This is a genomic window from Holophagales bacterium (assembly GCA_016699405.1).
GTDB lineage: Bacteria > Acidobacteriota > Thermoanaerobaculia > Multivoradales > JAGPDF01 > JAAYLR01.
On sequence record CP064972.1, the window covers coordinates 2,204,605 to 2,231,539 of the forward strand.

The window sequence follows — 26,935 nt, forward strand, 5'->3', positions numbered from 1 at the left end:
TCCCCGGGGCGGGCGTCAGTCCTTGGGCCGGGGCCGGCGCAGGGTGGAGAAGCGGAGCAGCGAGTAGAACGGACACCAGCCGAGCAGGCCGGTGACAAGGGGGACCCAGCCGAAGAGCACGAGGGCGATCCGCCCGAGGTCGGGCAGCAGATCGAGCGAGCCCAGCCCGAGCAGCGTGGCGCCCAGGAGGATGCGCAGGATGCGGTCCCACGTCGCGAGGTTGCGGAAGGCGAAGGTCAAGGGCGCTCCGGAAAGTCGCGGGGATGCTCGCAGTCGCGCCCCGGCCCTTCAACGGCTTTGTGGGTGGTCGTTTCCCCACCCGGCGGGGTGGGGGCTGGGCGCGGGGTGAAGCGGAACGGAGGCGGCAGGGTTCTGTGAGCTCGCGCGTTCCGGGTGTCATGTAGGATGAGTCGCATCCGAGAGTACGCCGTTGCAAGACGCTGACGCAACAGCCACCTGGAGTGGAGCTGAGGAGAGCGGCAGGCCGCTTCCACTGCTTGGTGCCGGAACCGTGGTCGCACGGCGATTCGCTGTCGAGGAGTGCCTCGGGGTCGGCGGGTTCGCCGTCGTCTACCGGGCGTTCGATCGCGAGCTCAAGCGATCGATCGCCTTGAAGGTTCTCAAGTCCTCGAGTCGCGACCCGCGTCTCGTCGCCTTGCGACGAGAGGTAGCGGTAGCTCGGGACGTAGCGTGCCCGCATCTCGCGCGCGTATTCGACTTCGACTTCGACACCGATGCCGAGCTGTCCTTTCTCACCATGGAGCTGGCCGAGGGGGGGAGCCTGAAGGCGGAGCTTCGTCGTGGACCGCTCTCGATCGAGAGATCCGTGGCGTTGACCGCCGAGATTCTAACCGGGCTCGAGGCGCTGCATGCCCACGGAATCGTTCACCGAGACGTGAAGCCCGGCAACGTGCTGCTTGACGCCTCCGGCCACGCGAAGCTCGCCGACTTCGGGCTCGCATTGTCGCTCGAGCCCGACGGCCTGACTCGGCTGACCTCGGAAGCCGCTTTCGTCGGGACAGTCGAGTACTTGGCGCCGGAGCAGTTCAGGGGGTCGCCGATCGACGGGAGATCAGACCTCTACTCGCTGGGTGTGACGCTATTCGAAATGCTGGCGGGCAGATCGCCCCAGCCAGCTGGTACAAGGCTCGAGACGGTGGTCGGCCATCTCCAACGGGCAGCGCCCGACGTGCGGGCTCTGCGGCCAGAAGTGCCGGCCTGGTTGGCGGCATTCGTCGCTCGGTTGCTGGAGAAGGAGCCGTCGCAGCGCTACCCGTCGGCCGGCGAGGCGCTGACGAGCCTCCGCTCCCATCGGACCGGCATCGCGCGGGCACTCTGGCGGCGGCATCGTCGCGCCGCGAGCGTCGCTTCCGGTGTGGTGCTGTTGCTAGCCGGACTCGCGACCTGGTACCTGGCTACTCGCCCGCGCTTCTCGCATCTGGTGGAAGGTGAGGGTGGAGCCGTCGTCGCGGTCGACGAGAAGGGGCACGAGCTCTGGCGCCTTGCGGACATCGGCCCGGGCGTCGCCGAACGCGCGACACTGGCGCGGATCGAGCCTGGGGCTCGAAAGACAGTCGCCCTGTTTCCCCTCTCGCTCGCCGACTTGCCATCCCGAGCTGCCCGAACCTTGACCTTTCTCGACCCCGAAACCGGGAAAGTCATCCGCGAGATGGAAGTTCCGACAACCGAGATTCCGTTCCACGATGTGAGCCCGCGCTTCGTGCCGGGCCGCCTCCGGGCCGAGGACGTCGACGGGGATGGCATCGACGAGATTTTCGCCAGCTTCAATCACATGCTCAAGGCGCCATCGTTCGTGATGATGTTCGAGCCGGCGGCGAGTCGTTGGTCGATCGTCTTTCAGGCGCTCGGTCACTACTGCCCGGCCGGCGTCCACCGCATCGACGGCGCGCCGGTGCTCCTGCTGCTCGGCATCAACAACGGAATGGGTTGGATTAACGCGATGGCTGCCGTCAAGCTGCCGATCGTGCACGGAATCGAGGGTGTTCGTGCTCATCCCGGTAGGGCGTTCTCACCGGAGCTGCCGCGCGACAACGGAGTGGTACCAAGTGATCTGCTTTGGTACTCGCTTCTCCCGCCCGGAAGAGTGGCATGTGATCTCGGAGTCGAGGGGAAGGTGATCGAGCTCGACGACGCCACCAGGACGCTTTCGGTGAGCTATGAAGATGGGCGGCGAGAGAGATTGCGCTACGACGGATCATCCGTCTCGCTACCCATCGACCACGATGGGTTCCGCCGGAAGGCTCGGGAAGCAGCGTACACCGCTCTTCGAGAGGCGGAGCGCTCACGGGGAGTCGGGGCGACCTCGCAGGCGGTTGCCGAGATGTCAGTCGCACTCGAATCGGCGCGCCAGGCCGGAGACGTTCGCCTGGCGGAGGTAGCGGAGCGCTGGCTGGGCCGCGCCTTCATCTCGGCCGGCCGTGAGAAGGAGGCCGAGGAGCGGCTCGAGCCGCTCTTTCTGCGTGCCGAGTCGCCATCCAATGTCGCCTGGGACGCGGCCAAGGCATTTCATCTCGCCGGCGATCTGCGGCGTGCGGCCGCCTGGTACGAGAAGGGTCTGATGTTCGATGGCGGGCCGACGGGTGGACGGCAGAAGCACTACTACCTCTTCGCCCTCGTCACCGCGCTCGCCGAGGCCGGCAACTGGGAGGCGGCGCGGCGCTCGATTGCGTCGTTCCTCGACAGCTCGGGTGCCCCCGCAATGGGGCGACTTGCCGAGCAGTACGTGAACTGGCGTTCGGGCGCACCGGTGGATGTGGAAGGTCTCGACCCGATGCTTCCGAACTCGACCGATCCCATCAAGTCGTGGTACCTGGAGATCCGGCACGCTGCCGGTGCCCCGCCGGCGGACCTAATCGCCGAGCTCGACCCGATTCTCGCGCGAGCGGACGAGGCGAAAGGTCAGCTCCATTCACTCCGCGGCCAGCTCCTCGGCGAGCTAGGCCGTGCGGAGGAGGCGAAGACTGCCTTCGCGCGGGCCTTAGCCGCTTTCACACTCGCGGCAGGCACGGACGTGGCAGCGCGATTCGATCGCCATTTGGCCGAAGACCGACTGCGAGCGTTGTCAGCGCGTCTCCGCGAGCAAGAGAGAGTCGCGAGTGGACGATAGAGCCGACGTGAGGCGACTCCTCGTCTTACACGGCGAGTTGGTCCGGGAGCTGGTACTGGCGGAGAAGGAGGGCGTTCTCGGTTCAGCGAGCTCGAACGCACTCGTTCTGCCGTTCCCCGGCGTCTCTCGCCGGCATGCGCGATTCGAGCTGGTGAGCGGGGGAGTGCGGCTGATCGACCTCGGCTCGAAGAACGGCCTGGTCGTCGCTGGCAGGCGCGTAGCCGAAGTGCTTTTGACACCCGGCGTCTCTGTGCGGATCGGCTACATCGAGCTGCGCCTGCTCGATGCGTCGGCTGGCGACTTGGAGATCGCGCTCTCGCTCGGCGAGACCGAGCGAACCACCGAAGTGGTCCCCGACCCTTCGGCGAGCCGCGGAGGCCATGGCGAGGAGGGCGCGGCTCGCCACGGCATCGTGTTGATCCGTGAGGTGGAGACGATGTCGCGGGCGATGCTCGGTCAGCGGAGGTCGAGCCTCTTCGAGCGCGTACGGACCATCCTCGGCGCCGAGCTCTTGGTGCTGGTCGATCTCGCAGACCGCGCCCGGCCGGCCGTTCAAGAGCTGGCCGGTGACCTCGAAGGAGATGATCTGGAAGCGGTCTTGGAACGGGTTCCGGTGCGTTTGCGCCGGCGAGGCGCCGAGCGCTTCGCTGCGCAAGGACGGTGGCAGATCGCGTGGCGGCCGGATGGTCTGGCAGCGATCGCCGCGCGAACGGCAGCGCTGGCCGATGCCGGCAGCCTGTGGCGCCGAGCGCTGCTCGAGTATCTCCTGTTGAAGCTCTCGGGAGGCGGCGTAGAGAAGGTCGCGTCCCCATTGGAAGTGACGCACGAGGATCTGCGACTGCCCGACGGCGCGATCTTCGGTAGCGCGCCGGCGACCCGCGATCTGTTGCAGCGGGTGCGGGCCGCGCTCTCCTCCCGGGCCGACGTCCTGTTGCTCGGCGAGAGTGGTACTGGAAAGGAGCTGGTCGCCCGTCTCCTCCATGGTTCGGGAGCGAGAGGGCGCGGGCCCTTCGTCCCGGTGAGTTGCCCCGCGTTGCCAGGTGAGCTCTTGGAGGCGGAGCTGTTCGGAGTCGTCGATCGGGCAGCAACAGGTGTGGCCGCGCGCCCCGGCCACTTCGCGAGCGCCCATGGCGGCACGTTGCTCCTCGACGAAATAGGCGACATGTCGCCTGCTCTCCAGGCGAAGCTGCTCCGCGTCTTGCAGGAGCGCGAGGTCTGGCCGCTCGGCGCCTCGCAGGCACGCAAGGTCGACGTGCGAGTCATCGCGGCGACCAATCGCGATCTACCGGCGATGGTGCGCGACGGCTCCTTCCGTGCGGACCTCTACTACCGCCTGCGCCAGCTCGAGATCCGAGTGCCGCCGCTACGCGAGCGGCGGGAGGACATCCCGGCGCTCGTCCTTGCCTTCGCTCGGCGCTTCGCCGCCGAGTACCACAAGTCGCTGCGCGGCGTGAGCCGTCGCGCCCTCGAGCTTCTGATGGCCTACGACTGGCCCGGCAACGTGCGCGATCTCGAGAGCGAGATCCTTCGCGCGGTCGTCGCATGCCCCTCCGGCGATCTCCTGCGCAGCGAGCATCTCCATCTCCCCGAGCCCGCGGCCACCGAGAGCTCCTCGCCGAGCTCGGCCTCTACTGGCTTCTCCCCCGCGGCGCGTAGTGGCCTCGCCGAAGGCCCCGAGCGCGCCGAGCGCCACGCCCGCATCGACCGGGAAGCGATCCGCCGCGCCCTCGAAGCCACCTCCGGCAACAAAGCCGCCGCCGCCCGCCTCCTCGACCTCAGCCGCGAAGGCCTTAGGAAGAAGATGAAGCGGCTCGGGCTGGGCTGAGGTCCACTCTCCGCATCGTGAGACAACCTGCGACCGGCGCCCACTGAAGTTGGCGCCGAGTTGGGTACCAGCCAGGCCGAGTGGGCGGCCAGGCGGGCCTCGACGGCCTCAGGTCCGCATGCGCAAGTGGCATCGAACGTGCTGTCCACTGGAAGGCGAGACAGGCAGAAACGTCCTGCCCTCAGAGGTGCCTCTAGCAAGCGGAACGGGATTGAAAGGGAGCGTGATGCGATCCGTTGACCTCTTCTTTTCGTGTGCAATGGTGGGGCTCTCCGCTTGGGCGACCCCAGTATGTGCAAGTCAGTCAACACGGAACCTCACGCGATCAGCCGAGATCACAGAGAAGTACGGGAGGCTTCCGCTCACATTCGAGGCCAATGAGGGGCAGGTAGATCGTGAAGTCCGATTCCTGAGTCGAGGACGAGGATTCACGCTCTTCTTGACGCCCACCGAAGCGGTGTTCAACTTGGCCCGCCCAGGGAAGGACTCTGCAGTCCTGAGAATGCAACTCGTCGGGGGGAACAGCGACGCCCACATGAGCGGACTCGAACCAATAGCTACGACCAGCAACTACCTAGTAGGTAACGACCCGCGAAAGTGGCACACAAGCGTTTCTCACTACGCTCGCATCCGTGTCGAGGGCGTCTATCCAAGAGTAGACCTCGTCTACCGAGGGAACCAGGGCCAGCTCGAGTATGATGTCGTCCTTGCGCCGCACGCGAACCCAGCGCGGATACGGCTGGCCTTCGCCGGCACTGACGCGATCAGCCTCGGGACACGAGGCGAGCTGATTCTGCATACGGCGGTTGGTGATCTAGTCCAGCCCGCTCCGACCTTGTACCAGGAGTTCGGAGGGCGACGACGTCGAGTGGACGGGCACTTCGTGGTATTTCCCTCTGCTCCGTCGCTAGGCAGGGCTGACCCCGTCAATCAAGAAGTTGGCTTCGAGGTGGGTCGGTATGATCCAGCTCAGCCGCTAGTGATTGACCCTTTGTTGGTCTACTCGACATTCCTTGGCGCCGGCGACAGTGACAGTGCAAGAGGCATCGCCGTCGACGGCGGCGGCAATGCCTATGTGGCGGGAGTGACTCACTCGGCCGTCTTCCCTGGCACTAGCGGGAGCTCGCTCCAACCGACGCTCGGGGGTGGCGCGGACCTCTTCGTTACAAAGATCAACGCGGCAGGAACTGCGATCGTCTACTCGACGTTTCTGGGAGGGTCGGGGGACGACTACTCGAACTACCCGAACATCGCAGTTGACGCTGTCGGGAATGTGTACCTCGTAGGCACAACCTCCTCCGTTGCTCTTCCTGGCCTTAGCGGGGCTTCGATTCAGGCGTCATACGGCGGCGGCACCTACGACGCGTTCGTTACGAAGATCAACTCCACGGGTACCGCCGTTCTCTACTCGACATTCTTGGGTGGTGCGGATGCCGACTATGGCGGTGTCGTCGCGGTGGACGTCGCCGGCAATGCGTACATCGCCGGTGGCACCAGGTCAAGCTTCTTTCCCGGCGTCAACGGCAGCTCGATCCAGCCATCGAATGGTGGTGGTCTGAGCGACATCTTCGTCACGAAGATCAATGCCACCGGGACCGCGATCCTCTACTCGACATTCCTGGGAGGAGGTGACACAGACTATTTCGCCGGGATCGCGGTCGACGCTACAGGCAGCGCGTACGTGACGGGCGCTACGGCCTCGACGTCGTTTCCTGGAACTGGTGGGAGTTCCATTCAGCCGACCCATCACGGTGGTTCCTTTGATGCTTTCATTACAAAGATAGGTGCCGGTGGAACACGCATCTCGTACTCGACCTTCCTCGGCGGCAGCGGAGCCGACTGGGGCCGGGCCGTTGCTGTAGATGCCGCGGCGAATGCCTACATCGTAGGCGGTACAGACTCCGCGATCTTCCCCGGTGTCACTGGGAGCTCGATCCAACCGACGCTCGGTGACCCTGGTGGTGACGCCTTTGTTACAAAGGTCAATGCGGCGGGCACGAGAATCCTCTACTCGAGCTTTCTGGGCGGTCGCGACAACGACTATCTACTTGCGGTCGCTGTGGATCCCGCCGGCAACGCGTATGTGGCCGGCTTGAGTGAATCTGCCACAGTTCCGGGTATCGACGGGGGCTCGATCCAGTCTGTGAACGGCGGCGGGAGGGACGCGCTCGTAGCGAAGATCGACAGCGCAGGCACCAGAGTTGTGTACGCGACGTTTCTGGGTGGCCCGGCGCTGGATCAGGCATACGGAATCGCCGTCGACGGCCTTGGCAACGCCTATGTGGCTGGCTACACGAGTTCGACGAGTTTTCCGGGCACTGGTGCAGGCTCGATACAGGCAACCTCCGGCGGCGGGAGCGACGCTTTCGTAGCGAAGATCGGTACACCAGGCCCCGCCGCCTGTTCTGCGGGCTCGACAGTACTCTGCCTCAACAACTCCCGCTTCCAGGTGGCTGCGGCTTTCGACGCGGGGGGCGGGAACTCGGGCTTGGCCAACGTTGTCCAACTTACCCCTGACACAGGCTATCTATGGTTCTTCGCCAGCTCGAACGTCGAGGTGGTCGTCAAGGTCCTGAACGGGTGCGGCCTGGGTGGTCACTACTGGGTCTTCGCTGGTGGGCTGACGGACGTCAATGTCGTGATGACGGTCACCGACACAGCGACCGGTGCAGTCAGGACCTATACCAACCCACCTCACACGAAGTTCCAACCCATTCAGGACACTAGCGCATTTGCGACCTGCTCCTCGCAGGCGAGTGCGTCGCCCGATGTTGTTCGGGAGGCCGCCAGAGCCGAATCCGAGGCGCTAAACGAGCTGACATCCTTGGGGGATGCCGTGTCGCTCGAGGTGGTCAGGGAGAGCGCGTGGCGTGAGCTTTCGGCCGGCCGCTTGCACGCAAACCTGGCTGCCGCGGCTCCGGGTTCTCCGATTGGTTCTGGGCGCCTTGTCGAGAGAGCGAACGGCCTAGCTCTCGAGGGATTTGTCTCCGGTGACTGGAGCACCCTGGGCACGCGAATGGAGGTGCCACGCATCTCGAACTCGAGCTCGTCGACGGCTGGCCCGCTCCAATTGCAGCTCTGGGCGACGACCGACCTTCCGGTCTTCGGCCAGACGGTCTATCACTCGACGCTCGCAACCTACGACCTTGGCTACCTCGCGGCCAATAGCGCCTGGACGAACGTCGACACCGGCTGGATCGCGCACGCACCTCCCTTGCCGGGCTGTTATTACCTGACCGTCGCGCTCATGCGGTTGGTGAATGGGACCTACTACTACGAGTTCCTCTCGACCTTCAGCCAAGGAGGAGCCGATGATGGCGCCGGCCGCGACCGATTCGGCTTCGGTAGCTCGAGGTGCGTGGGAGCCGATGGCTCGGTCAATCTGGTCGTTCCATCCAGTTCCGCAGGCTCTGCGACAGGCCTCTCCGTCGGCTCAGGGGACCGAGTCACCATCAACGCCTGGGGCCGGATGAACTCCTGGGCTACTGAGCCCGGGCACCCGTCGGCTGGGCCAGAGGGGAACGGACAGACCTGCACTTCGAGCTGTCCAGTGCCCTCGTCGGAGGTAGCCTCGCTCGTGGCTCGGGTTGGCTCCGGCGGGCCCTGGTTCTACGTCGGGCGCGGCGGGAGCTTCATTGCCGATCGAAGTGGAGCGCTCGAATTCGCTGTCAACGACCACTACTATCCCGACAACATCGGGGATTTCACTGTTACTTCGAAGGTGGACGGTGGCGGAGGTGGACCGTGCGTCGAGACGGCTACGGCGCTCTGCCTCAATGGGAATCGCTTCCAGGTAACCGCTCGATTCGATGCTGGCGGGGGCAACGCAGGCGTCGCTCAGGCCGTCCAATTGACCGCGGATACCGGGTATTTGTGGTTCTTCGCCAGCTCAAACGTCGAGGTGGTCGTCAAGGTCCTGAATGGGTGCGGCCTAGGCGGGCACTACTGGGTCTTCGCAGGTGGGCTGACGGACGTTAACGTGGTGATGACCGTCACCGACACGGGGACCGGTGCAGTTAGGACCTATACCAACCAACCTCACACGAAGTTCCAGCCTATTCAGGACACCAGTGCCTTCGCGACTTGCTCCTCGCAGGCGAGTGCGTCGCCCGATGTTGTTCGGGAGGCCGCCAGAGCCGAATTCGAGGCGCTGAACGAGCGGACATCTTTGGAGGACGCCGTGCCGCTCGAAGTGGTCAGGGTGAGCGCTCAGAGCGCCAGCAGACGTTAGTCAGGGTATGTTGTTGTGGGAGATTCCCTATAAAGGAGAGTCGCATGCGCTGTCGACCGCTGCTCGTCCTGTTCCCTCTCATGCTGACGGTCTCATTCACTCCAGTGCTCGCCAAGAAGAAGCCGTTGTCGAACCTGACTTTGCAATGGGCGCCGACGACGAAAGTCGGTGAGCTCGGTCTCGGCGCCATCGACCTGACGGCGCTGCAGGGAGTCCGTGTCGAGGTCGGGGCCTTCACCGACGCTCGCAGCGGTCCGCCGGAGCTGATCGGCGAGAACCGGGAGGATGCCGACGACGGAGTCGTGCTTCCGGTGTCGACTGCGGACTCCGTCCCCGAATTCTGTCGCGGGCAGCTGCGCCGCTTCCTCTCCGAGTTGGGGTTACCGATCGTCGACTCCGGTGGGACGGTCGTGCTCACCGCGGAGGTCACCGAGCTCAAGGTCGTCGAGGAGTCGACCTATGTCGGGTCGGTCCTGCTGAACGTCGCGGTGAGGGACGCGTCGGGATCGCTGCGTTGGAAGGGCGTCGTGACGGGCAGCGCAAAGCGATTCGGGCGTTCCTACAGCGCCGAGAACTACAACGAGACGCTCTCGGATGCGCTCCTCGACGCAGATGCCGTGTTGGCTAGGTCTCAGGAGTTCCTGGCCGCCCTCCGTTCCACCGCGGGAAGTCAGGCGGTGGCCCCGGCTCCGCGAGTTGACCGGCAGGTGCCGGCCCCGATCTCGACCCAGGGAACGAAACCATCCGCCGGGTCGGAAGCGGAGCGACTCTCGAACCAGGACATCGTTGCCCTGGCCGCCTCCGGGCTCGGCGACTCGATCATCCTGGCGAAGATCCAGCAGGCACCAGCCGAGGGCTTCGACGTTTCGGTCGATGCCCTCGTCGCGCTCAAGAAGAAGGGCGTCAGCCAACCGGTGATTGAGGCGATGATCAGGCGGAGCGAAGCGCGTAGCGCGACGCCACCTTCGAGCGGCGGAAGTGCGACGAACCCGAGCGGCATGCCGGTCGGTAGCTCGCCCGTCGCGAGCTCGACCGGAGCGGATGGTCGTCCCCATCGACCGGGCGAAGTCACGCTCTATTTCACCGATAGGCCAGCCGGGCACTATCGAGAGCTCGGGCGAGTGAGCGCCCAGAAGTACAACCTCGTCGGAATCTCCAGAAAGCGCGGGGAAATCGACGCCGACCTTAAGAAGGAGGCGGCGAAGCTCGGAGCGAACGCGGTGATCAATATCACCGAGGACTTCGCCGGAGTGTCGGGTGTGGCCGTCGTTCTGACCGAGTAGTGAGGCCTCGTGCGGGTCGTTACGAGTTCTCGTCGGAGAGTGCGCCGACGCTCTTTGGTGCTGCGCCGAGGGCGTCGCTTGCGCGCGCGCGGCGAGGCGCGCCCAGCCGTTCGATCCCCTCGTCGAGCAGGCTGTAGCCGGCGGGGACGACGAAGAGGGTGAGCAGCGTCGAGACCGCCATGCCGCCGACGAGGGCGAGGGCCATCGGGCGCTGGACTTCGGCGCCGGGGCCAATGGCGAGGGCGGGAGGGAGCGCGCCGGCGATCGTGGCGATCGAGGTCATGAGGATCGGCCGCAGGCGGATCGGACAGGCCTCGAGCAGCGCCGACTGCCGGTCGAGCCCGCGCCGCCGCATCTGATTGGTGAAGTCGACCAGCATGATCGAGTTCTTCTTGGCGATGCCGACGAGCAGGATCAGTCCGAGCATGCTGTAGACGTTCAGGCTCTGGCCGCCGATCCAGAGGGCCAGCAGCGCGCCGCTCACCGAGAAGGGCAGGGCGAGTAGCACGGTGACCGGATGGGAAAACGAGTTGAACTGCGAGGCGAGCACCATGTACGCCATCACCAGGCCGAGGCCGAAGGCGAACCAGAGCGACTCGAACGACTCGCGGAACGCCTTGGTGCTGCCGGAGACCACGGCGCGGTAGCCGTCCGGCAGGACCTCGCGCGCGACGGCGAGCGAACCGTCGACCGCCTTGGCCTGCGAGACGCCGCGGGAGACGTTGGCGAAGATCGTGATGGCGCGCTCCCGGTCGCGACGGGTGATCGCCTGCAGGGTCGGCGACTGCTCGATGCGGATGAGGTCGCCGAGCCGCACCAGCTCGCCGCTGCCCGTCCGCACCAGGAGTCGCGCGATGTCCTCGGGCCGTTCGCGCTGCGGCGCGAGCAGGCGGGCGCGGATGGCGAAGCGCCGCCCCTGGTCCTTGAACTTGCCGACGCGTGCCCCGCCGATCGCCGCGTTCACCGTCTCGCCGATCGTCGCCATGCTCACCCCGAGGTCGGCGGCGCGGTTGCGGTCGGGGATGACCCGGACTTCGGGCATGCCGACGCGGTAGTCGCTGTCGACGTCGGTGACCAGGCCCGAGTTGCGCATCCGCTCGGCGATCTCCCGCGCGGAGGTGGCGAGCACCTCCCAGTTCGGCCCGCGGATGTTGAATTCGACCGGGAAGCCGCCGCCGCGCGACGGCGAGAAGCCGGTCTGCGAGATGTCCTGCAGCATGGCGCGCCCGCCCGGGATGCTGGCGAGCTCGCGTCGCACGTCGTCCATGATCTCGAGCTGCGTCGGGCGACGTCCGCTCTTCCGATCGACCGGTCGTTCGCGCGGCTCGAGCAGGTTGACGTAGGCCTGGCCGGAGTTGACGTCGGAGCCGCCGCCGACGCTGCCGGCAAAGAGCGTCACCTCGGGGCGGGCGATCATGCGCGACTCGATCTGGCGGAAGTAGCGGTCGGTGGCGTCGAGGCTGGTGCCCACCGGCGTCGAGAAGCGCAGGGTGAAGCGGCTCATGTCCTGACTCGGCGTGAACTCCTGGCGCAGGAAGAAGATCGTGCCGAGCGACAGCGCGAAGAAGAGCAGCGAACCGGCGAGCACCCGGCCGCGATGGGCGAGGGTCGGCGCCAGCGCCCGCGAGTAGCCGGTCGCCAGGCGCTGGAAGATCGCGTCCATCGTCCGCCCGAGGCGCCCGCGGTGCTCGACCTCGAGGAACTGCGAGCAGCGCATCGGGGCGAGCGTCAGCGCCTCGAGCAGCGAGATGAGCACGGCCACCGAGATCGTGACGCCGAACTGGAAGAAGAACTTGCCGATGATCCCCTTCATGAACGCCACCGGCAGGAAGATGGCGACGATCGCCAGCGTCGTCGCCGCCGCGGCGAAGGTGATCTCGCGCGCCCCGAGCGAGGCGGCCTTCACCTTGCCCTCGCCCTGCTCGCGGTGCCGGTAGATGTTCTCCAGCACCATGATCGCGTCGTCGACGACGATGCCGACGACCAGCGTCAGGCCGAGCACCGTGTAGGTGTTGAGCGTGAAGCCGAGGAAGTAGATGACGATGAAGGTGCCGAGGATCGAGGTCGGAATGGCGAGCAGGATGTTGACCGTCGTCGACCAGGAGCCGAGGAAGAGCCAGCAGACGAGCCCGGTCAGGAGCGCCGCGAGCAGCAGGGTGAAGAGGATCTCGTGGATCGAGCGCTCGACGAAGACGGTGGTGTCCCAGTTGACGTCGAGCTTCATCCCTTCGGGAAGCTGCGCCGCCAGGGTCGCCATCCGCGCCTTGACGTCGCGGCCGACCTGCACGGCGTTGGCGCCGCGCAGCTTGGTGATGCCGAAGCCGATCGAGGTCTCGCCCATGGCGCGGTTGAGGCGGCGGCGGTCCTCGAGGCCGTCCTCGACCACGGCGACGTCCTTGAGGCGGACCGGGGCGCCCTGAGCGTAGGTGACGACCAGGTCGCGGAACGAGGAGATGTCGATCGCCTCGCCTTCGGCGCGCACGTTCATCTCGCGCTCGCCGCTCTCGATGCGGCCCGCCGGGACCTCTTGATGCTCCCGGGCGATCGCCCGATTGACGTCGAGCACCGTCAGGCCCTGCGCCTCGAGTCGCGCGGCGTCGTACCAGACGCGCACGTTGCGGTCGCGGAAGCCGAAGACGTGGATCTCGCCGACGCCGTCGATCATCTGCAGCTGCGGCCGGATGACGTTGCGCACGTAGTCGGCGAGGAAGAGCGGCGGCCGGTCGCCGGAAAGGGCGAGCCGGATGATCGGCTGGTCCTCGGGGTTCGTCTTCGAGATGTTCGGCGGGTCCATCTCGCGCGGCAGGTCGTGGACCGCCTGCGAGACCTTGGTCTGCACGTCCTGGAGCGCCGCGTCGATGTTGCGGCCGATCTCGAACTCGAGGGTGATGCTCGCCGAGCCCTGGCGGGCGGTCGACGACATCTGGACGACGCCCTCGACGGTCGAGCAGGCGTCCTCGAGCGGGTCGACGACGTCGCTCTCCATGATCTCGGGCGAGGCGCCCTCCCACGACACGCCGACGTTGACGATCGGGTAGTCGACGTCCGGGTTCTGGCTGATGCCGAGGCCGCGGAAGACGCCGCCGGCGCCGGTGTAGCAGAGAATGCCGAAGCCGATGAGCGCGGCCATCAGGATCCAGGCGAAGACGTGATTGCGGATCGAGATGTCGGCGAGCGTCATCCCGGTGGCGATCGCCGCCGGGTCCTCGGAGGTGTTCGGGCTCGGGGTGCGGTCGGTCATGTCAGTTCCCGCCGCTGGCGGCCGGAGAGCCCTGGGCCGTGGAGGTGCCGCCGGCGACCGCTTCGACGGCGATGCCGTCGGCGAGGCGGTCGGAGCCTTCGGTGACGATCTGCTCGCCGGCGGCGAGACCGGAGAGGATCTCGACCTCCCCGCCGCCGGTGCGCAGGCCGATCCGCACGGCGCGCTGGCGGGCGATCCCGTCCTCGACGACGTAGACGACGAAGCCGCGTTCGCTCGCCTGCACGGCGCCCTCCGGCACGACGAGGGCGTCGGCGTGCTTCTCGGTGGCGAGCGTCACCTCGGCGAAGAAGCCCGGACGCAGCGCGCCGGGGTTGTCGACCCAGGCGAGCACTTCGACCTGCCGCGTCGCCGGATCGGCCACCGCACCGACGTGATAGACGGTCGCCGCGAACTCGCGATCGCCGAGCGTGGCGACGCGGAAGCGCACCGACGGGTTCTTCTCGGCGCGCAGCGACTCGACGTCGGAGACCTTGAAGCGCAGCCGCAGCCGTCCGAGGTCGACCAGCGTCGCCAGCACGTTGCCCACCGAAACGAACTGCCCGGTGTCGACGCTGCGCGTGTTGATCTCGCCGGCGCGCGGCGGGCGGACCTCGGAGCGCCGCTCGGCGAGGCGGGCGATGTCGAGCGAAGCCTGCGCCGACGCGGCCTCCGCCGCCAGCCGTTCGGCTTCGATCCGCGCGCGCGCCAGCTCCTCCTCGGCAACCAGGCGATCGCGCGCCAGCGCCTCGCGCCGCGTGAGCTCGGCCTGGGCGCGCTCGGCGTCGGCGACCGCCTTGCGGTGCGTCGCTTCGGCCTTCGCGGCCTCGAGGCGGTAGCGTTCGGGATCGATGCGCGCCAGGACCGTCGACGGCGTGACGCGGTCGCCCGCCTGGAAGCGCACCTCCTTGACGGCGCCGGCGACCTCGGCGGTGATCTGGCCGAGCTCGGCCGGTTCGAGCGAGCCGAGCGCTTCGACCTTGTAGACCACGTCGCGCGTCACCACGCTCGCCTGCCGCACCGGCAGGCTGCGCGCGGCCCGGCGGGCGCCGCTCGTGCCCTCGCGTTCTCCACCACAGGCGAAGGCGAGCCCACCGAGGAGCAGCGCCATCACTCGACATGCCGTTCGCTTGGTCACCGGGATCTCCGAGAGCACGCGGTCGGCGGTTTCTGCTCGACGCCGGAGCGAGGCTCGACTCGCCGGACGCCAGGGGCGGCGGGCGGCGTTGCCGGTCGATTCTGGAGAGCGCCGGGCGATTCGTCCACACCCGAACGGACGGCCTGCGCTCGCCCGGTCAGGGCGACTTGGCGAGGAGGCGGGGCAGGGCGAGCGAGAGCCAGGGCAGGTAGGTGACGAGCAGCACGCCGGCGGCGCGCAGGGCGAAGAACGGCCAGACGTCGCGGTAAAGCCGAGTGATCGGCACCGAGAAGCGCGAGGCGGAGAGGAAGAGATTCAACCCCACCGGCGGGAAGAGGAAGCCGAGCTCGAGGTTGGCGAGGAAGATCACTCCGAGGTGCAGCGGGTCGATGCCGAAGGCGACGCCGAGCGGCACGACGAGCGGGGTGAGGACGACGATCGCCGAGTAGATTTCGAGCACCGAGCCGAGCACGAGCAAGAAGACGTTGAGCGCCAGCAGGAAGACCAGCTTCGAGTCGATGTGCGCCTGGGCGAGCGCCAGGAGGCGGTCGGGGATCTGGGCGTCGACCAGGTACGACGTCAGCCCCATGGCGCTCGCCAAGAGCACCAGCACGCCGCCCACCAATCGCCCGCCCTTGAGCAGGACGCGCGGCAGGTCGCGCCACGGGTGGATCTCGCGCATGACGACGCATTCGACGAAGAGCGCGTAGGCGGCGGCCGCCGCGGCGGTCTCGACCATCGTCGCGACGCCGCTGGCGAAGAGCCCGACGACGAGCAGCGGGACCGAGACCTCCCACTTCGCCGCCCACGCCGCGGCGCCGAGCTCGCGCCAGGAGAATGGCGGTGCGGCGCGCTGCTGCCGCCGGCCGACCCACATGCCGTAGCCGGCGGTCAGGCCGACGAGCAGCAGCGCCGGGACGAAGCCGGCGACGAACAGGTCGTCGGCCGGCGCGCTCGCCACGACGGCGAAGAGGATCACCGGCAGGCTCGGCGGGAAGAGCAGCCCGAGGCTGCCGCCGGCGGTGACCAGGCCGAGCGCAAAGCGCTCCGAGTAGCCCTCCTCGCGCAGCATCGGGTAGACGAGGCCGCCGAGGGCGAGGATGGTGATCCCCGAGCCGCCGGTGAAGGTGGTGAAGAGGGCGCAGACGCCGGCGACCAGCAGGGCGATCCCCCCCGGCAGCCAGCCGAAGAGGGCGCGGAAGAAGCGCACCAGTCGCTCGGCGGCGCGCGACTCGGCGAGCACGTAGCCGCAGGCGGTGAGCAGCGGGATCGCCGGCAGGGTGGGCGAGGCGACGAGCCGGTAGATCTCGGCCGGGACCGCGGAGACCGGGGTCGAGTCGGCGAAGAAGAGCAGCAGGCCGACGCCGGCCATCGCGGTGAAGACCGGCGCTCCGACCACTGCGGCGAGGAGCACCGCGCCGACCAACAGCCAGAAGAAGATGCCGGAGGGCGGCTCGGCGAGCCAGCCGAGGGCGAACGCGCCCCCGGCCGCCAGCCACGCGGCGATCCTCCCGCTCCAGCCGGCCTCGTTGCGCCAAGCCAGGCGCAGGGCGATCAGCGCGAAGGCCACCGGCATCACCAGCTCGCTCCACCAGAGCGGGGCGCCGAACGGCAGCCGTTCGCCCTGCTGACGGTTGGCGAGCACGACCTGGGCCGCGCCGTAGGCGAGCACCGCCGTCACCGCCGTGCCGACGGCGGCGGCGAAGCCGGTGGCGAGACGCCGCGCCGTCGTCCCCTCGCGCAGGAACTCGGCGGTGGAGAGCGTCAGGTGACCGCCGTCGCGCGCGGCGAGAAGGCCGCCGAGCAAGGCCAGCCAGAGCGTCAGCTGCTGGACGTAGACGGCGGTGCCCGGGACGTGCCATCCGCCGAGTGGCCTGCCGACCGCTTCGCTGAGCGGCAGGGCGATGGCGAGCAGGAAGGCTCCGGTGAGCAGACCCTCTTCGCACCGGTGCGCGGCGGCGATCAGTCGCTTCACGCCGCGCTCACTTGCCCTTGCCCTTGCTCCGCGCCCGCTCGGCATCGCGCAGGGCGAGCGCCTGGTCGAGGAGCGCCGAGGGGAGGAAGCCCTCGCGCAGCTTCGGGTAGGCCGCTTCGGCGGCGTGTTGCCAGTCGGCGCGGGCGGCGGCGTCGACCGCGACGACGGTGAGACCGCGCTTGGTCATCGCCTCGACGAAGCCGGCGGCGCTTTCGCGCGTCTGCTGCGAGAGCTTGCGGCCGGTCTCGCGCGCCGACTCGACGAACGGCCCGTGCAGCTCCTCGGGGATCTTCTTCCAGGCCGCGTCGGAGAGCACCATGCCGCCGACGAGCACCGCCCAGGGCAGATCGGTCATGAACGGCGCCTTCTCGTACCACTGCAGCAGCACGGCGGCCTGCGGCGAGGTCGGCACGGCGGTGATCATCCCGGTCTGCAACGCCGTCGAGATCTCGGTGGCCGGGAGCGGCACCGGGTTGAAGCCGGCGGCCTTCCAGAGCTCGATCGTCGCCGGGTCGCCGTTCCAGGCGTAGAGCTTCTGCCCCTTGAGGTCGGTCGGCGTGCGCACCGCGCTCTTGGTGAAGAAGCGGACCCAGCCGGCGTCGGCCCAGGAGAGCAGCACGAAGCCCTTGCCGGAGAACGCCTGGGCGATCGTCGGCGTCAGTCCGGCGGAGACCGCCTCGAGCTCCTCGTAGCTCGCGTAGGCGAGCGGGATCAGCAGGGCGTTCGACGAGCGGTCGATCTCGGCGAGCCCCGCCGGCGACAGCAGGCCGCCGTCGAGCGTGCCGAGCCGCATCTTGCGCACCACGTCGCCGTCGTCGCCGGCCACGCCGCCGGCATAGAGCCGCACGGTGACGCGCCCGCCGGAGAGCTCCTGCCAGCGTTGGGCCATCTCCTGCAACGTGGTGTGCCAGGCCGAGCCCTGGGGCACGAGGGTGGCGATCTTGATCGTCACCTTCTGCGCCGACGCCGCCGCGGGCGAGAGGGCGGCGAGGGTGCAGGCGACGACGAGGGGAAGGAAGAACGTGCGCAGTCGCATCGAAGCGTTTCTCCAGTCAGTCCACGAAGAGCTCGTCGGCGCGCTCGCGCAGCCAGGCGGCGCGCCGTTGGGTCAGCAGATTGGCGAGCCGATGCTCGCCGCTCGCCGCGGCGTCGACGGCGAGCGCGTCGGCGAGAGCCTGCTCGAAGCGCTGCCGATCCTGGGCGGCGACGCAGACGGTCTCGGCGAAGGCGACGAACGGGGCGGCGCGTCGGCCGCGGGCGTAGCGCAGTGCCTCGGCGAGCGCCGCTTCCGCCCGGGCAGCCGAACCGCCTGCGGCGGCCGGTCGCGCCCCGTCCCAGACGATGTAGAAGTCGAAGATCGCGCCGTCGCCGAAGCCCGGGTCGAGCGCCCGCGCGCGGCTCATCAGCCGCTCGACGCTCGGCAGGTCGGCCGAGAGCGTCGGGTCGTCCTTGGCCTGGGAGATGCGCGCCCCCCACGACGCCGCGGTCCAGTAGAGAAGAGGCACTTGGGCACGCCCGAGGCGGGCGAGCGCCGCGTCGGCGCGGTCGCGATCGGCGAGCGCGGCGCGCAACCCCGGCGAGGCCTGTTCGAGCCCGCGCATGCCGTAGGACGTGCCCCGCGCGAGCAGGCGGGCAGCGCGAGCGCGCAGCGCGCGCGACGCGGCGAAATCGGTCGCCTCGAGCTCGTCGGCCTGGGCGGCGAGGAACCCCTCGACGTACTGGGTGAAGCTCGAGCTGGCGGCGAGCAGCAGGCCCGGATCGTCGGGCGCGGCGGCGAGCAGCGACTCGATCGTCTTCAAGGCGAAGGGGAACGCCTCACGCACCAGCTCCGGGTCGTCGTCCGACGACCAGACGCTGCCGCCGCCGGCGAGCGCCTGGCCTGCGGTGCGCGCCACCAGGCGCTGCACCGAACAGCCGGCGAGCCCGAGGATCGGCAGCAGCAACGCCGCCGCGAGACGACGCCCGGGCGAAGCGTGCCGGGAGGTCGTGGTCGACCCCTGGGGTCGCCGAGCGTCGGAGCTCATCGCCCCTCCTTGGCCTCGGCGCGGCGCCGCTCGCCGCTCGCCCGGCTGGGTTGCAGGGCCATCCCGGCGAGCACCAGGGCGCAGGCGACGGCGAGCAGGAATCCGGAGAAGGTCCCGCCGAGCGAACGCTGCAACAGCGCGACGCTCAGCACCGGCAGCAAGCCGCAGATGCCGACGACGGCACGCGACACCGAGCTCGGCCGCAGGGCGGCCAGCCCGAGCACGCCCGCCAGCACGGTGGCCTGCAGCGAGAAGCCGAGCCAGAGCGAGCCGAACGCCTCTTTGTAGGCGGGGGAGAGCCCGCTGTTGGCGAGCGCGATCGACGCCGTCACGTAGGCCGCGCCGTGAACGAGCGCGATCCCCAGCAACGACAGCGCCGCGAGCCCCAACGCCCACGCCGCCGCCCGCTCCCGCCAGGGGCGACCGGCCGCCGGCTTCACCGAAGGCTCGGGCGGCGCATTCGTCGTTGTCGGGACAGGGCTCTGAGCGGCGGACATGGAGAGGCTCCTCGGGTTCTACGGATCGGCGGCAATGATAGCGGGGTCGTGGCCCCGGCGCAGTCGCCGAAGCCGCCGGCCGCGAGGCCCGTCCCGCGCCGGCCTTGCCCCTCCTCCAAGACACGCGAGAGCGGCCGGAGAAGGGCCAAGCCTGGATAAGGCGTGCGCCGCCACGGCCAGGTGCGCCACGGGAGCGAGTGATCTCTCGGAGGTTTACAGCGGTAAAGATCTCGCGCTAGCCTCGGGTCGTGCCTCCACGACTCGGCCAGAACCTGGCCCAAGCTCGCCGCCCAGGATCCTCGGGATGACCGACCGCTTCTTCGACCAGCCGATCCTCAACTCGCCGTACGAGTACCCGCGCCAGCACTGGGTGCTCGACTTCCAGGGCCAACCGACCGGGGAGATCGCCGAGCGGCGACGGCGAGCGGAGTTCATCACTCCGATTCCCAAGCCGAAGAAGCAGAAGCCGGGGCAGAAGGGGCTGGTCTTCGAGGAAGGCCAGGGGCTCTCGACCGAGGCGCAGCAGTACGAGCTCACGTCGGCGGTCATCAACGAGCTCCGCCAGCAGGTCGATGCCTGGCGCGCCTTGCCCAACCCCGAGCAGTGGCAGGTCACGCCCGAATCGGTGCGCCTCCTGCAGCATTGGCGGCACCATGCCTTCAGCGACCTCCGCCCTTTCTTCTGCCAGGTCGAGGCGATCGAGACGCTGATCTGGCTGACCGAGGTCGCCCCCAACTTCGGCCCGCGCGGCAAGCGCTTCCTCGACCACCTCGACCAGGCCAACGCGCAGTGGAACCCCGGGCTCTCCCGGCTGGCGCTCAAGCTCGCGACCGGCGCCGGCAAGACGACGGTCATGGCGATGCTGATCGCCTGGCAGACGATCAACGCCGTGCGCCGTCCGGGAAGCCCCCGGTTCACGCGTGGATTTCTGGTCGTCACGCCGGGCCTGACGATCAAGGACCGCCTGCGCGTTCTCCAGCCGAATGATCCGGACAGCTACTACCAGAGCCGCGAGCTGGTGCCGGCGGACCTGTTGCCCGACCTCGGCCGCGCCAAGATCGTCATCACCAACTTCCAGGCGCTCAAGCTGCGCGAGACGCTGGAGATTTCGAAGGGCGGCCGCCGGCTGCTTCAGGGGCGGCGGGGCGAGGAGATTCGCTCGGTCGAGACCGAGGGCCAGATGCTCCAGCGCGTGATGCCGGATCTCATGGGCCTGAAGAACATCCTGGCGATCAACGACGAGGCCCACCATTGCTACCGCGAGAAGCCGGGCGACGACACGGACGAAGACCTCAAGGGTGACGAACGCGAGGAGGCCGAGAAGAACCGCGAGGCCGCGCGGCTTTGGATCTCCGGGCTCGAAGCGGTCAAGGCCAAGCTCGGTCTCGCGCGCGTCGTCGACCTCTCGGCGACCCCCTTCTTCCTGCGCGGTTCGGGTGAAGCCGAAGGCGTCCTCTTCCCCTGGACGATGAGCGACTTCTCGCTCATGGATGCGATCGAGTGCGGCATCGTCAAGCTGCCGCGCGTCCCGGTTGCCGACAACATCCCCGGCGGCGACATGCCGATGTTCCGCAATCTCTGGGAGCACATCGGCAAGAAGATGCCGAAGAAGGGCCGCGGCACCGCCGCCAAAGGCTACGACCCGCTCCAGCTCCCGGTCGAGCTACAGACGGCGCTCGAGGCGCTCTACGGCCACTACGCAAGGACGTACGAGCTCTGGCAGCAGGCGGCGATCGACGTCCCGCCCTGCTTCATCGTCGTCTGCAACAACACCTCGACCTCGAAGCTGGTCTACGACTTCATCGCCGGCTTCGACTACCCGGAGGGCGAAGACGGGGTGACGCCGCCGCCCTTCCTCGGCAAGTTCCCGCTCTTCTCGAACTACGATGAGCACGGCAACCCCCTGCCCCGTCCGCGCACGCTGCTCATCGACAGCGAGCAGCTCGACTCCGGCGAGGCGCTCGACGAGGCCTTCCGCACCGCCGCCGGTCCCGAGATCGAGCGCTTCCGCCGCGAGATCGTCGAGCGCACCGGCAACCGCCAGGACGCTGCGGACCTCTCCGACCAGGACCTTCTGCGCGAGGTGATGAACACGGTCGGCAAGAAGGACCGCCTCGGCGGCGCCACGCGCTGCGTGGTTTCGGTCTCGATGCTGACCGAGGGCTGGGACGCCAACACCGTCACCCACATTCTCGGTGTCCGCGCCTTCGGCACGCAGCTCCTCTGCGAGCAGGTGATCGGCCGTGCCCTGCGCCGTCAGTCGTACGAGCTCAACGAGCAGGGTTTGCTCAACGTCGAGTACGCCGACATCCTCGGCATCCCCTTCGATTTCACCGCCAAGCCGGTGGTGGCGCCGCCGAAGCCGCCGCGGCCGACGGTGCAGATCCGTGCGCTTTCGCCGGAACGTGACGGCTGCGAGATCCGCTTTCCACGGGTCGAGGGCTACCGCGTCGAGCTGCCGAGCGAGCGCCTCTCCGCCGCGTTCGACGCCGACTCGACGCTGGTCCTGACTCCCGACATGGTCGGCGCGACGAAGACGCGCAACGAGGGGATCATCGGCGAAGGGGTGAACCTCTCGCTCGAGCATCTCGGCGACGTCCGCCACTCGACGCTCCTCTTCCACCTCACCCAGCGTCTTCTCTACACGCTCTGGCGCGACCCTGGCGGCGAGCCGAAGCTCCATCTCTTCGGTCAGTTGAAGCGCGTCACCCGCGAGTGGCTCGACGCTCACCTCGTCTGCAAGGGGGGCACCTATCCGGCACAGCTCCTTTACCTCGAGCTTGCCGACCTCGCCTGCCAGCGCATCCATCGCGGCATCGTCGCCTCGCACGCCGGCACGAGCCCGATCACCGCGATGCTCGACCCGTACAACGCCGCCGGCTCGACGCGCCACGTCCACTTCGTGACTTCGAAGCAGACGCTCTGGAAGACGCACGCCGACCGCTGCCACGTCAACTACGTGGTCTTCGACAGCGACTGGGAGGCAGAGCTCTGCCGGGTGGTCGAGGACCATCCGCGGGTGCGTGCCTACGTCAAGAACCACAGCCTCGGCTTCGAGGTGCCGTATCTGCTCGGCTCGGTGAAGAAGCACTATCGGCCGGACTTCATCGTCCTGGTCGACGACGGCCGCGGGGAGGACGACCTCCTCCACCTGGTCGTCGAGATCAAGGGCTACCGCGGCGAGGACGCCAAGGAGAAGAAGGCGACGATGGACACCTACTGGATCCCGGGGGTCAACCACCTCGGCAGCTTCGGAAGGTGGGCGTTCGTCGAGCTGCGGGACGTTTGGGAGATCGGTAGCGAGTTCAACAGCCGGGTGGAGGAGGCCCTCCGCGAAGCGAATGGGGCCGCCTCGAGATGAGCGTCTTCCAGGTGGGCGGGGTGCGGGCAGGGGCCGGCGCGTGTCTCTTTATTAAAATTGAGCGCGATTTTTTTGATAACATTCGACCGAATGAAAGGTTCTTGAACGGGAGCCGGCTCGGGCCCCTTGGCTCTATCGCAGGCGTTCAACAGGGGAAAGCCCAGTGAAACGAGGGGTTTCTGGCAACTACGAAGTGACCACGACGGCCGGCGAGGCCGTTCGAGCCTTCGTGCCCAATCCCCTTCCCCCCGATCCACCGATCGACCTGACCGGCGAACGTCAGAAGCTGCTCGAACGAGCTCTTCTGGCCTGCGGCCGACTCGACGGAATCTCGGCACTGCTGCCAGACCCCGAGCTCTTTCTCTACGCCTACGTTCGGCGCGAGGCCCTGCTCTCGTCGCAGATCGAGGGGACGCAGTCTTCGCTCTCGGACCTTCTGCTGTTCGAGATGGAGGAGGCGCCGGGCGTCCCGTTCGACGACGTCGTCGAGGTCTCGAACTACGTCGCCGCCCAGGAGCATGGGTTGAACCGACTGCGTGGCGGATTTCCGCTCTCGAATCGGCTGCTGCGCGAAGTTCACGGCAGGCTTCTCGAACGCGGCCGCGGAGCAGAAAAGGCGCCAGGCGAATTCCGCCGGACCCAGAACTGGGTCGGGGGCACCCGGCCCGGCGATGCGCACTTTGTTCCCTGCCCGCCGGCCCGGGTAGAGGAGTGCATGGCGGCGCTGGAGAGGTTCCTCCACGACGCGGAACCGGGGCTGCCGACCTTGGTGAAGGCGGCGCTGGCGCACGCCCAGTTCGAGACGATCCACCCGTTTCTCGACGGCAACGGCCGGGTGGGCCGCCTGCTGATCGCCCTGCTTCTCAACGAGGAGCGAGTGATCCAGCAGCCACTCCTCTACCTGAGCCTCTTCTTGAAGCAACACCGGGCGGAGTACTACCGGCTGCTCGACGAAGTGCGCCTGCAAGGTGACTGGGAGGCCTGGGTGGAGTTCTTCCTCGAGGGCGTTGCGCAGACGGCGGGCGCAGCGGTGGCGACCGCACATCGGCTGCTCACGCTCTTCCGGGAGGACGAGGGGCGAATCTCCGGGCAGGGGCGGAAGTCGAGCAGCCTGCTGCGGCTTTTTGCCGCGCTGCGGTCGCGCCCGCTGACTACGATCACGGACCTGTCGAGGCGTTCAGGGCTGTCGTTTCCGACGGCGGCCACGGGGGCCGAGGCGCTGGTGAAGCTCGGAATCGCTCGCGAGCTGACGGGGCGAGAACGGAACCGCGTCTTCTTGTACGACCGCTACGTCGCGATCCTCGGCGAGGGGGCGGAGCCGCTGTGACCGGGAGAGGGAAGAGCTGAGTATGGCGAAGAAGCCGAAGTCCCCCAAGCAGGTCGAAGCGCTCCGCCACGAGGAGGCTTCCCGGAAGCACATCCCGACGGCGGAGTACCAGTCGGTGCTGGCGCGGGAAGGCGAGAGCCCGGTGGAGGTGCGCTATCCGCGCGGGGCTTCAGGCCTCGCAGAGGAGAAGGCCGAGCGCAACCGGGACCTCGACCCGCAGCTCGTCTGGCGCGGCAAGGACGAGAAGGACTGGTCGGACCTGGTCGTCCCGGCGCCGCCGCTCTTCATCCAGGAGAAGGTCCACCCGAAGGTGCTGATCGACGACCTGATGCGCCGCAGCTCCGAAGCCGCGTCAGAGCGGTCCGGTTTCCAGGTGGATCTCTTCGCCGACTTCAACGGCCTGCCCTCGCAAGAGGCGAAGACCGAGTTCTACCAGCACGACGCCAACTGGTCGAACCGGATGATCCTCGGCGACAGCCTCCAGGTGATGGCCTCGCTCGCCGAGCGCGAGGGCCTGCGCGGCAAGGTGCAGTGCATCTACCTCGACCCGCCGTACGGGATCAAGTTCAACTCGAACTTCCAGTGGTCGACGACCAGCCGCGACGTCAAGGACGGCAACGCCGAGCACATCACCCGCGAGCCCGAGCAGGTCAAAGCCTTCCGCGACACCTGGCGCGACGGCATCCATAGCTACCTCACCTACCTCCGCGACCGCCTCACCGTCGCCCGCGACCTCCTCACCGACTCCGGCTCGATCTTCGTGCAGATCGGGGACGAGAACGTGCATCGGGTGCGGGGAGTAATGGATGAGGTCTTTGGAGACGAGAACTTCATCGCGCAGATTTCGACGAAGACTTCAGGCGGGTCGACAGGCGTCTATCTTCCGGGTGTTGTTGACTATGTCCTCTGGTACGCGCGAAACCACGAGGAGACGAAGTACCGAGCTCTTTTCGGTTCCAAGGAGCTTGGCGAGGACGGCGCTGAGAAGTACTCGCGGGTCCGCTTGCCCGATCTTCAGCGAAGAAGCCTAACTCCGACCGAACGCTGTCTGGAGGAGGAGCTGACAAGCGGTTCACGGGTCTACCGGCAGGACAACCTAACCAGCCAGAGTGTGGGCCGAGACAAGGGTGAAGGGGCTGCCTCATGGTTCCCGGTCACCATTGACGGGACGACGATCCGACCCTCGATCAAGGTGCGATGGAAGACCAACGAGTTCGGAATGGAACGGCTGCTGCGTGCTGACCGCATTGAGCTGACCACCAACAGTCTCTCTTACGTCCGCTACCTCGACGACTTCAGCGCAACCGCCATTGGGAATGCCTGGGTGGACATCGGAGGCATTCAGAGTCGCGCAGATCCGAAGGTCTACGTCGTGCAGACGCCTACGCCCTTGATTCAAAGGTGTCTTCTGATGACGAGCGATCCGGGCGATCTTGTACTCGACCCCACCTGCGGCTCTGGCACCACTGCGTTCATAGCGGAGCAATGGGGACGCCGCTGGATCACGGTCGACACCTCGAGAGTGGCCCTGGCATTGGCGCGGGCTCGCATCATGGGGGCGCGGTATCCGTTCTACCTACTCGCCGACAGCAAGGACGGCCAGCGAAGGGAGGCCGAGATCACCCGCTGCGAGCCGTCGACAGCTCCGACGCGCGGAGACGTCCGACACGGCTTCGTCTACGAGCGCGTGCCCCACGTCACCCTCAAGTCGATCGCCAACAACGCCGAGATCGACGTCATCTGGGAGAAGTACCTCCCTACCCAGACGTCTTTGCTTTCGTCTCTGAACGAAGCCCTCGGCAAGAAGTGGGAAGAGTGGGAGATCCCACGCGAAGCCGACCCGAAGTGGCCGGCCAAGGCGAAGGAGCTCCACACGCAGTGGTGGGAGCAGCGCATCGCCCGCCAGCGCGAGATCGACGCCTCGATCGCTGCCAAGGCCGAATACGAGTTCCTCTTCGACAAGCCCTACGAAGACGGCAAGAAGGTCCGCGTCGCCGGGCCGTTCACCGTCGAGAGCCTCTCGCCCCACCGCACGCTCGGCGTCGACGAGAACGACGAGCTGATCGACGTCGCCGAGAAGAAGCTCGGGTACGGCAACAAGCAGGACTTCCCGTCGCTGATCCTCGAGAACCTGAAGACCGCCGGCGTGCAGCAAGCGCACAAGGAAGACAAGATCGTCTTCCTGTCCCTCACGCCCTGGCCCGGCAAGTACATCTGCGGCGAAGGCAAGTACCTCGAGGGCAAGACCCAGCGCCGCGCCGGCATCTTCATCGGCCCCGAGTTCGGCACCGTCAACCGCCCCGACTTGGTGGCCGCCGCCAAGGAGTGCGGCGACGCCGACTTCGACGTCCTCATCGCCTGCGCCTTCAACTACGACGTCCACTCGAGCGAGCTCGCCCGGCTCGGCCCCATCCCCATCCTCAAGGCCCGCATGAACGCCGACCTGCACATGGCCGAGGACCTGAAGAACACCGGCAAGGGCAACCTCTTCGTCATTTTCGGCGAGCCCGACATCGAGCTCCTGCCCGCCGAAGGCAACCAGATCCAGGTCAAAGTCAAAGGCGTCGACGTCTTCCACCCCCAGACCGGCGAGATCCGCAGCGACGGCCCCGAAGGCATCGCCTGCTGGTTCATCGACACCGACTACAACGAAGAGTCCTTCTTCGTCCGCCACGCCTACTTCCTCGGCGCCAACGACCCCTACAAGGCGCTGAAGACCACCCTCAAAGCCGAGATCGACGAAGAGGCGTGGTCGACGCTCCACAGCGACACCTCGCGGCCGTTCGCGAAGCCGCAGTCGGGGAGGATTGCGGTGAAGGTGATCAATCACCTTGGGGATGAGGTGATGAAGGTGTTTCGGGTGTGATGGCGGCGCTGGAGGTGACCTGAATGTGGGTTGTAGGAAGGTC

Annotated in this window: 14 protein-coding genes; 7 read left to right on the forward strand and 7 right to left on the reverse strand. The window is 67.6% G+C overall.

Annotation, left to right across the window (positions count from 1 at the left end):
• Positions 1 to 15: 15 nt before the first annotated feature.
• Positions 16 to 240 carry a DUF2892 domain-containing protein gene (locus tag IPJ17_09190; GenBank protein QQR75726.1) on the reverse strand — a complete coding sequence of 75 codons (225 nt, stop codon included), beginning with the start codon at positions 238 to 240 and terminating at the stop codon, positions 16 to 18.
• 271 nt (positions 241 to 511) lie between these two features.
• On the opposite strand from IPJ17_09190, the gene IPJ17_09195 reads away from it, so the two are divergent.
• The 4 genes from IPJ17_09195 (at position 512) to IPJ17_09210 (ending at position 10,466) form a co-directional block, all read left to right on the forward strand.
• The gene (locus tag IPJ17_09195; protein ID QQR75727.1) at positions 512 to 3,127 is read left to right on the forward strand and encodes a serine/threonine protein kinase; all 2,616 of its coding nucleotides are present in this window, start codon (positions 512 to 514) and stop codon (positions 3,125 to 3,127) included.
• Between the two features lie 7 nt (positions 3,128 to 3,134).
• Entirely contained in the window at positions 3,135 to 4,952 is a 1,818-nt protein-coding gene (locus IPJ17_09200; GenBank protein ID QQR75728.1) for a sigma 54-interacting transcriptional regulator, read from the forward strand.
• Between the two features lie 439 nt (positions 4,953 to 5,391).
• A complete protein-coding gene (locus IPJ17_09205; GenBank protein QQR75729.1) occupies positions 5,392 to 9,183 on the forward strand; it encodes an SBBP repeat-containing protein in 3,792 nt (1,263 codons plus the stop codon).
• A gap of 44 nt (positions 9,184 to 9,227) precedes the next feature.
• The gene (locus IPJ17_09210; GenBank protein ID QQR75730.1) at positions 9,228 to 10,466 is read left to right on the forward strand and encodes a hypothetical protein; all 1,239 of its coding nucleotides are present in this window, start codon (positions 9,228 to 9,230) and stop codon (positions 10,464 to 10,466) included.
• A gap of 19 nt (positions 10,467 to 10,485) precedes the next feature.
• Here IPJ17_09210 and IPJ17_09215 read toward each other — a convergent pair whose 3' ends face one another.
• The 6 genes from IPJ17_09215 to IPJ17_09240 all read right to left on the reverse strand — a co-directional run bounded on the left by IPJ17_09215 (position 10,486) and on the right by IPJ17_09240 (position 19,338).
• Positions 10,486 to 13,647: an efflux RND transporter permease subunit gene (locus tag IPJ17_09215; GenBank protein QQR76132.1), complete on the reverse strand. Its 3,162-nt coding sequence runs from the start codon at positions 13,645 to 13,647 to the stop codon at positions 10,486 to 10,488.
• Positions 13,648 to 13,708: 61 nt separating this feature from the next.
• On the reverse strand, positions 13,709 to 14,842 hold the full coding sequence (locus IPJ17_09220) for an efflux RND transporter periplasmic adaptor subunit (GenBank protein ID QQR75731.1): 1,134 nt from the start codon (positions 14,840 to 14,842) through the stop codon (positions 13,709 to 13,711).
• Between the two features lie 157 nt (positions 14,843 to 14,999).
• Positions 15,000 to 16,862: a TRAP transporter large permease subunit gene (locus IPJ17_09225; protein ID QQR75732.1), complete on the reverse strand. Its 1,863-nt coding sequence runs from the start codon at positions 16,860 to 16,862 to the stop codon at positions 15,000 to 15,002.
• On the reverse strand, positions 16,825 to 17,853 hold the full coding sequence (gene dctP / locus IPJ17_09230; GenBank protein ID QQR75733.1) for a TRAP transporter substrate-binding protein DctP: 1,029 nt from the start codon (positions 17,851 to 17,853) through the stop codon (positions 16,825 to 16,827). Before dctP ends, IPJ17_09225 begins: the two co-directional genes overlap by 38 nt.
• Positions 17,854 to 17,869: 16 nt before the next feature.
• Positions 17,870 to 18,841, reverse strand: a complete 972-nt coding sequence (locus IPJ17_09235; GenBank protein QQR75734.1) for a hypothetical protein — start codon at positions 18,839 to 18,841, stop codon at positions 17,870 to 17,872.
• The gene (locus tag IPJ17_09240) at positions 18,838 to 19,338 is read right to left on the reverse strand and encodes a hypothetical protein (protein ID QQR75735.1); all 501 of its coding nucleotides are present in this window, start codon (positions 19,336 to 19,338) and stop codon (positions 18,838 to 18,840) included. The genes IPJ17_09235 and IPJ17_09240 overlap by 4 nt, the downstream gene beginning before the upstream one ends.
• 304 nt (positions 19,339 to 19,642) lie before the next feature.
• On the opposite strand from IPJ17_09240, the gene IPJ17_09245 reads away from it, so the two are divergent.
• The 3 genes from IPJ17_09245 to IPJ17_09255 all read left to right on the forward strand — a co-directional run bounded on the left by IPJ17_09245 (position 19,643) and on the right by IPJ17_09255 (position 26,892).
• Positions 19,643 to 22,699, forward strand: a complete 3,057-nt coding sequence (locus tag IPJ17_09245) for a DEAD/DEAH box helicase family protein (GenBank protein QQR75736.1) — start codon at positions 19,643 to 19,645, stop codon at positions 22,697 to 22,699.
• 163 nt (positions 22,700 to 22,862) lie between these two features.
• The gene (locus IPJ17_09250; protein QQR75737.1) at positions 22,863 to 24,026 is read left to right on the forward strand and encodes a Fic family protein; all 1,164 of its coding nucleotides are present in this window, start codon (positions 22,863 to 22,865) and stop codon (positions 24,024 to 24,026) included.
• A 22-nt stretch (positions 24,027 to 24,048) separates the two neighbouring features.
• Complete coding sequence (locus IPJ17_09255; GenBank protein ID QQR75738.1) at positions 24,049 to 26,892, forward strand: site-specific DNA-methyltransferase; 2,844 nt, start codon at positions 24,049 to 24,051, stop codon at positions 26,890 to 26,892.
• The last annotated feature ends 43 nt before the right edge of the window (positions 26,893 to 26,935 follow it).

What these genes read in the sequence shown, in the direction of transcription:
- IPJ17_09235 (QQR75734.1), bottom strand. Translation starts at nt 18,841, where the DNA reads ATGAGCTCCGACGCTCGGCGACCCCAGGGGTCGACCACGACCTCCCGG.
- IPJ17_09215 (QQR76132.1), bottom strand. Translation starts at nt 13,647, where the DNA reads ATGACGCTCGCCGACATCTCGATCCGCAATCACGTCTTCGCCTGGATC.
- dctP (QQR75733.1), bottom strand. Translation starts at nt 17,853, where the DNA reads ATGCGACTGCGCACGTTCTTCCTTCCCCTCGTCGTCGCCTGCACCCTC.
- IPJ17_09245 (QQR75736.1), top strand. Translation starts at nt 19,643, where the DNA reads ATGACCGACCGCTTCTTCGACCAGCCGATCCTCAACTCGCCGTACGAG.
- IPJ17_09210 (QQR75730.1), top strand. Translation starts at nt 9,228, where the DNA reads ATGCGCTGTCGACCGCTGCTCGTCCTGTTCCCTCTCATGCTGACGGTC.
- IPJ17_09240 (QQR75735.1), bottom strand. Translation starts at nt 19,338, where the DNA reads ATGTCCGCCGCTCAGAGCCCTGTCCCGACAACGACGAATGCGCCGCCC.
- IPJ17_09225 (QQR75732.1), bottom strand. Translation starts at nt 16,862, where the DNA reads ATGCCGAGCGGGCGCGGAGCAAGGGCAAGGGCAAGTGAGCGCGGCGTG.
- IPJ17_09255 (QQR75738.1), top strand. Translation starts at nt 24,049, where the DNA reads ATGGCGAAGAAGCCGAAGTCCCCCAAGCAGGTCGAAGCGCTCCGCCAC.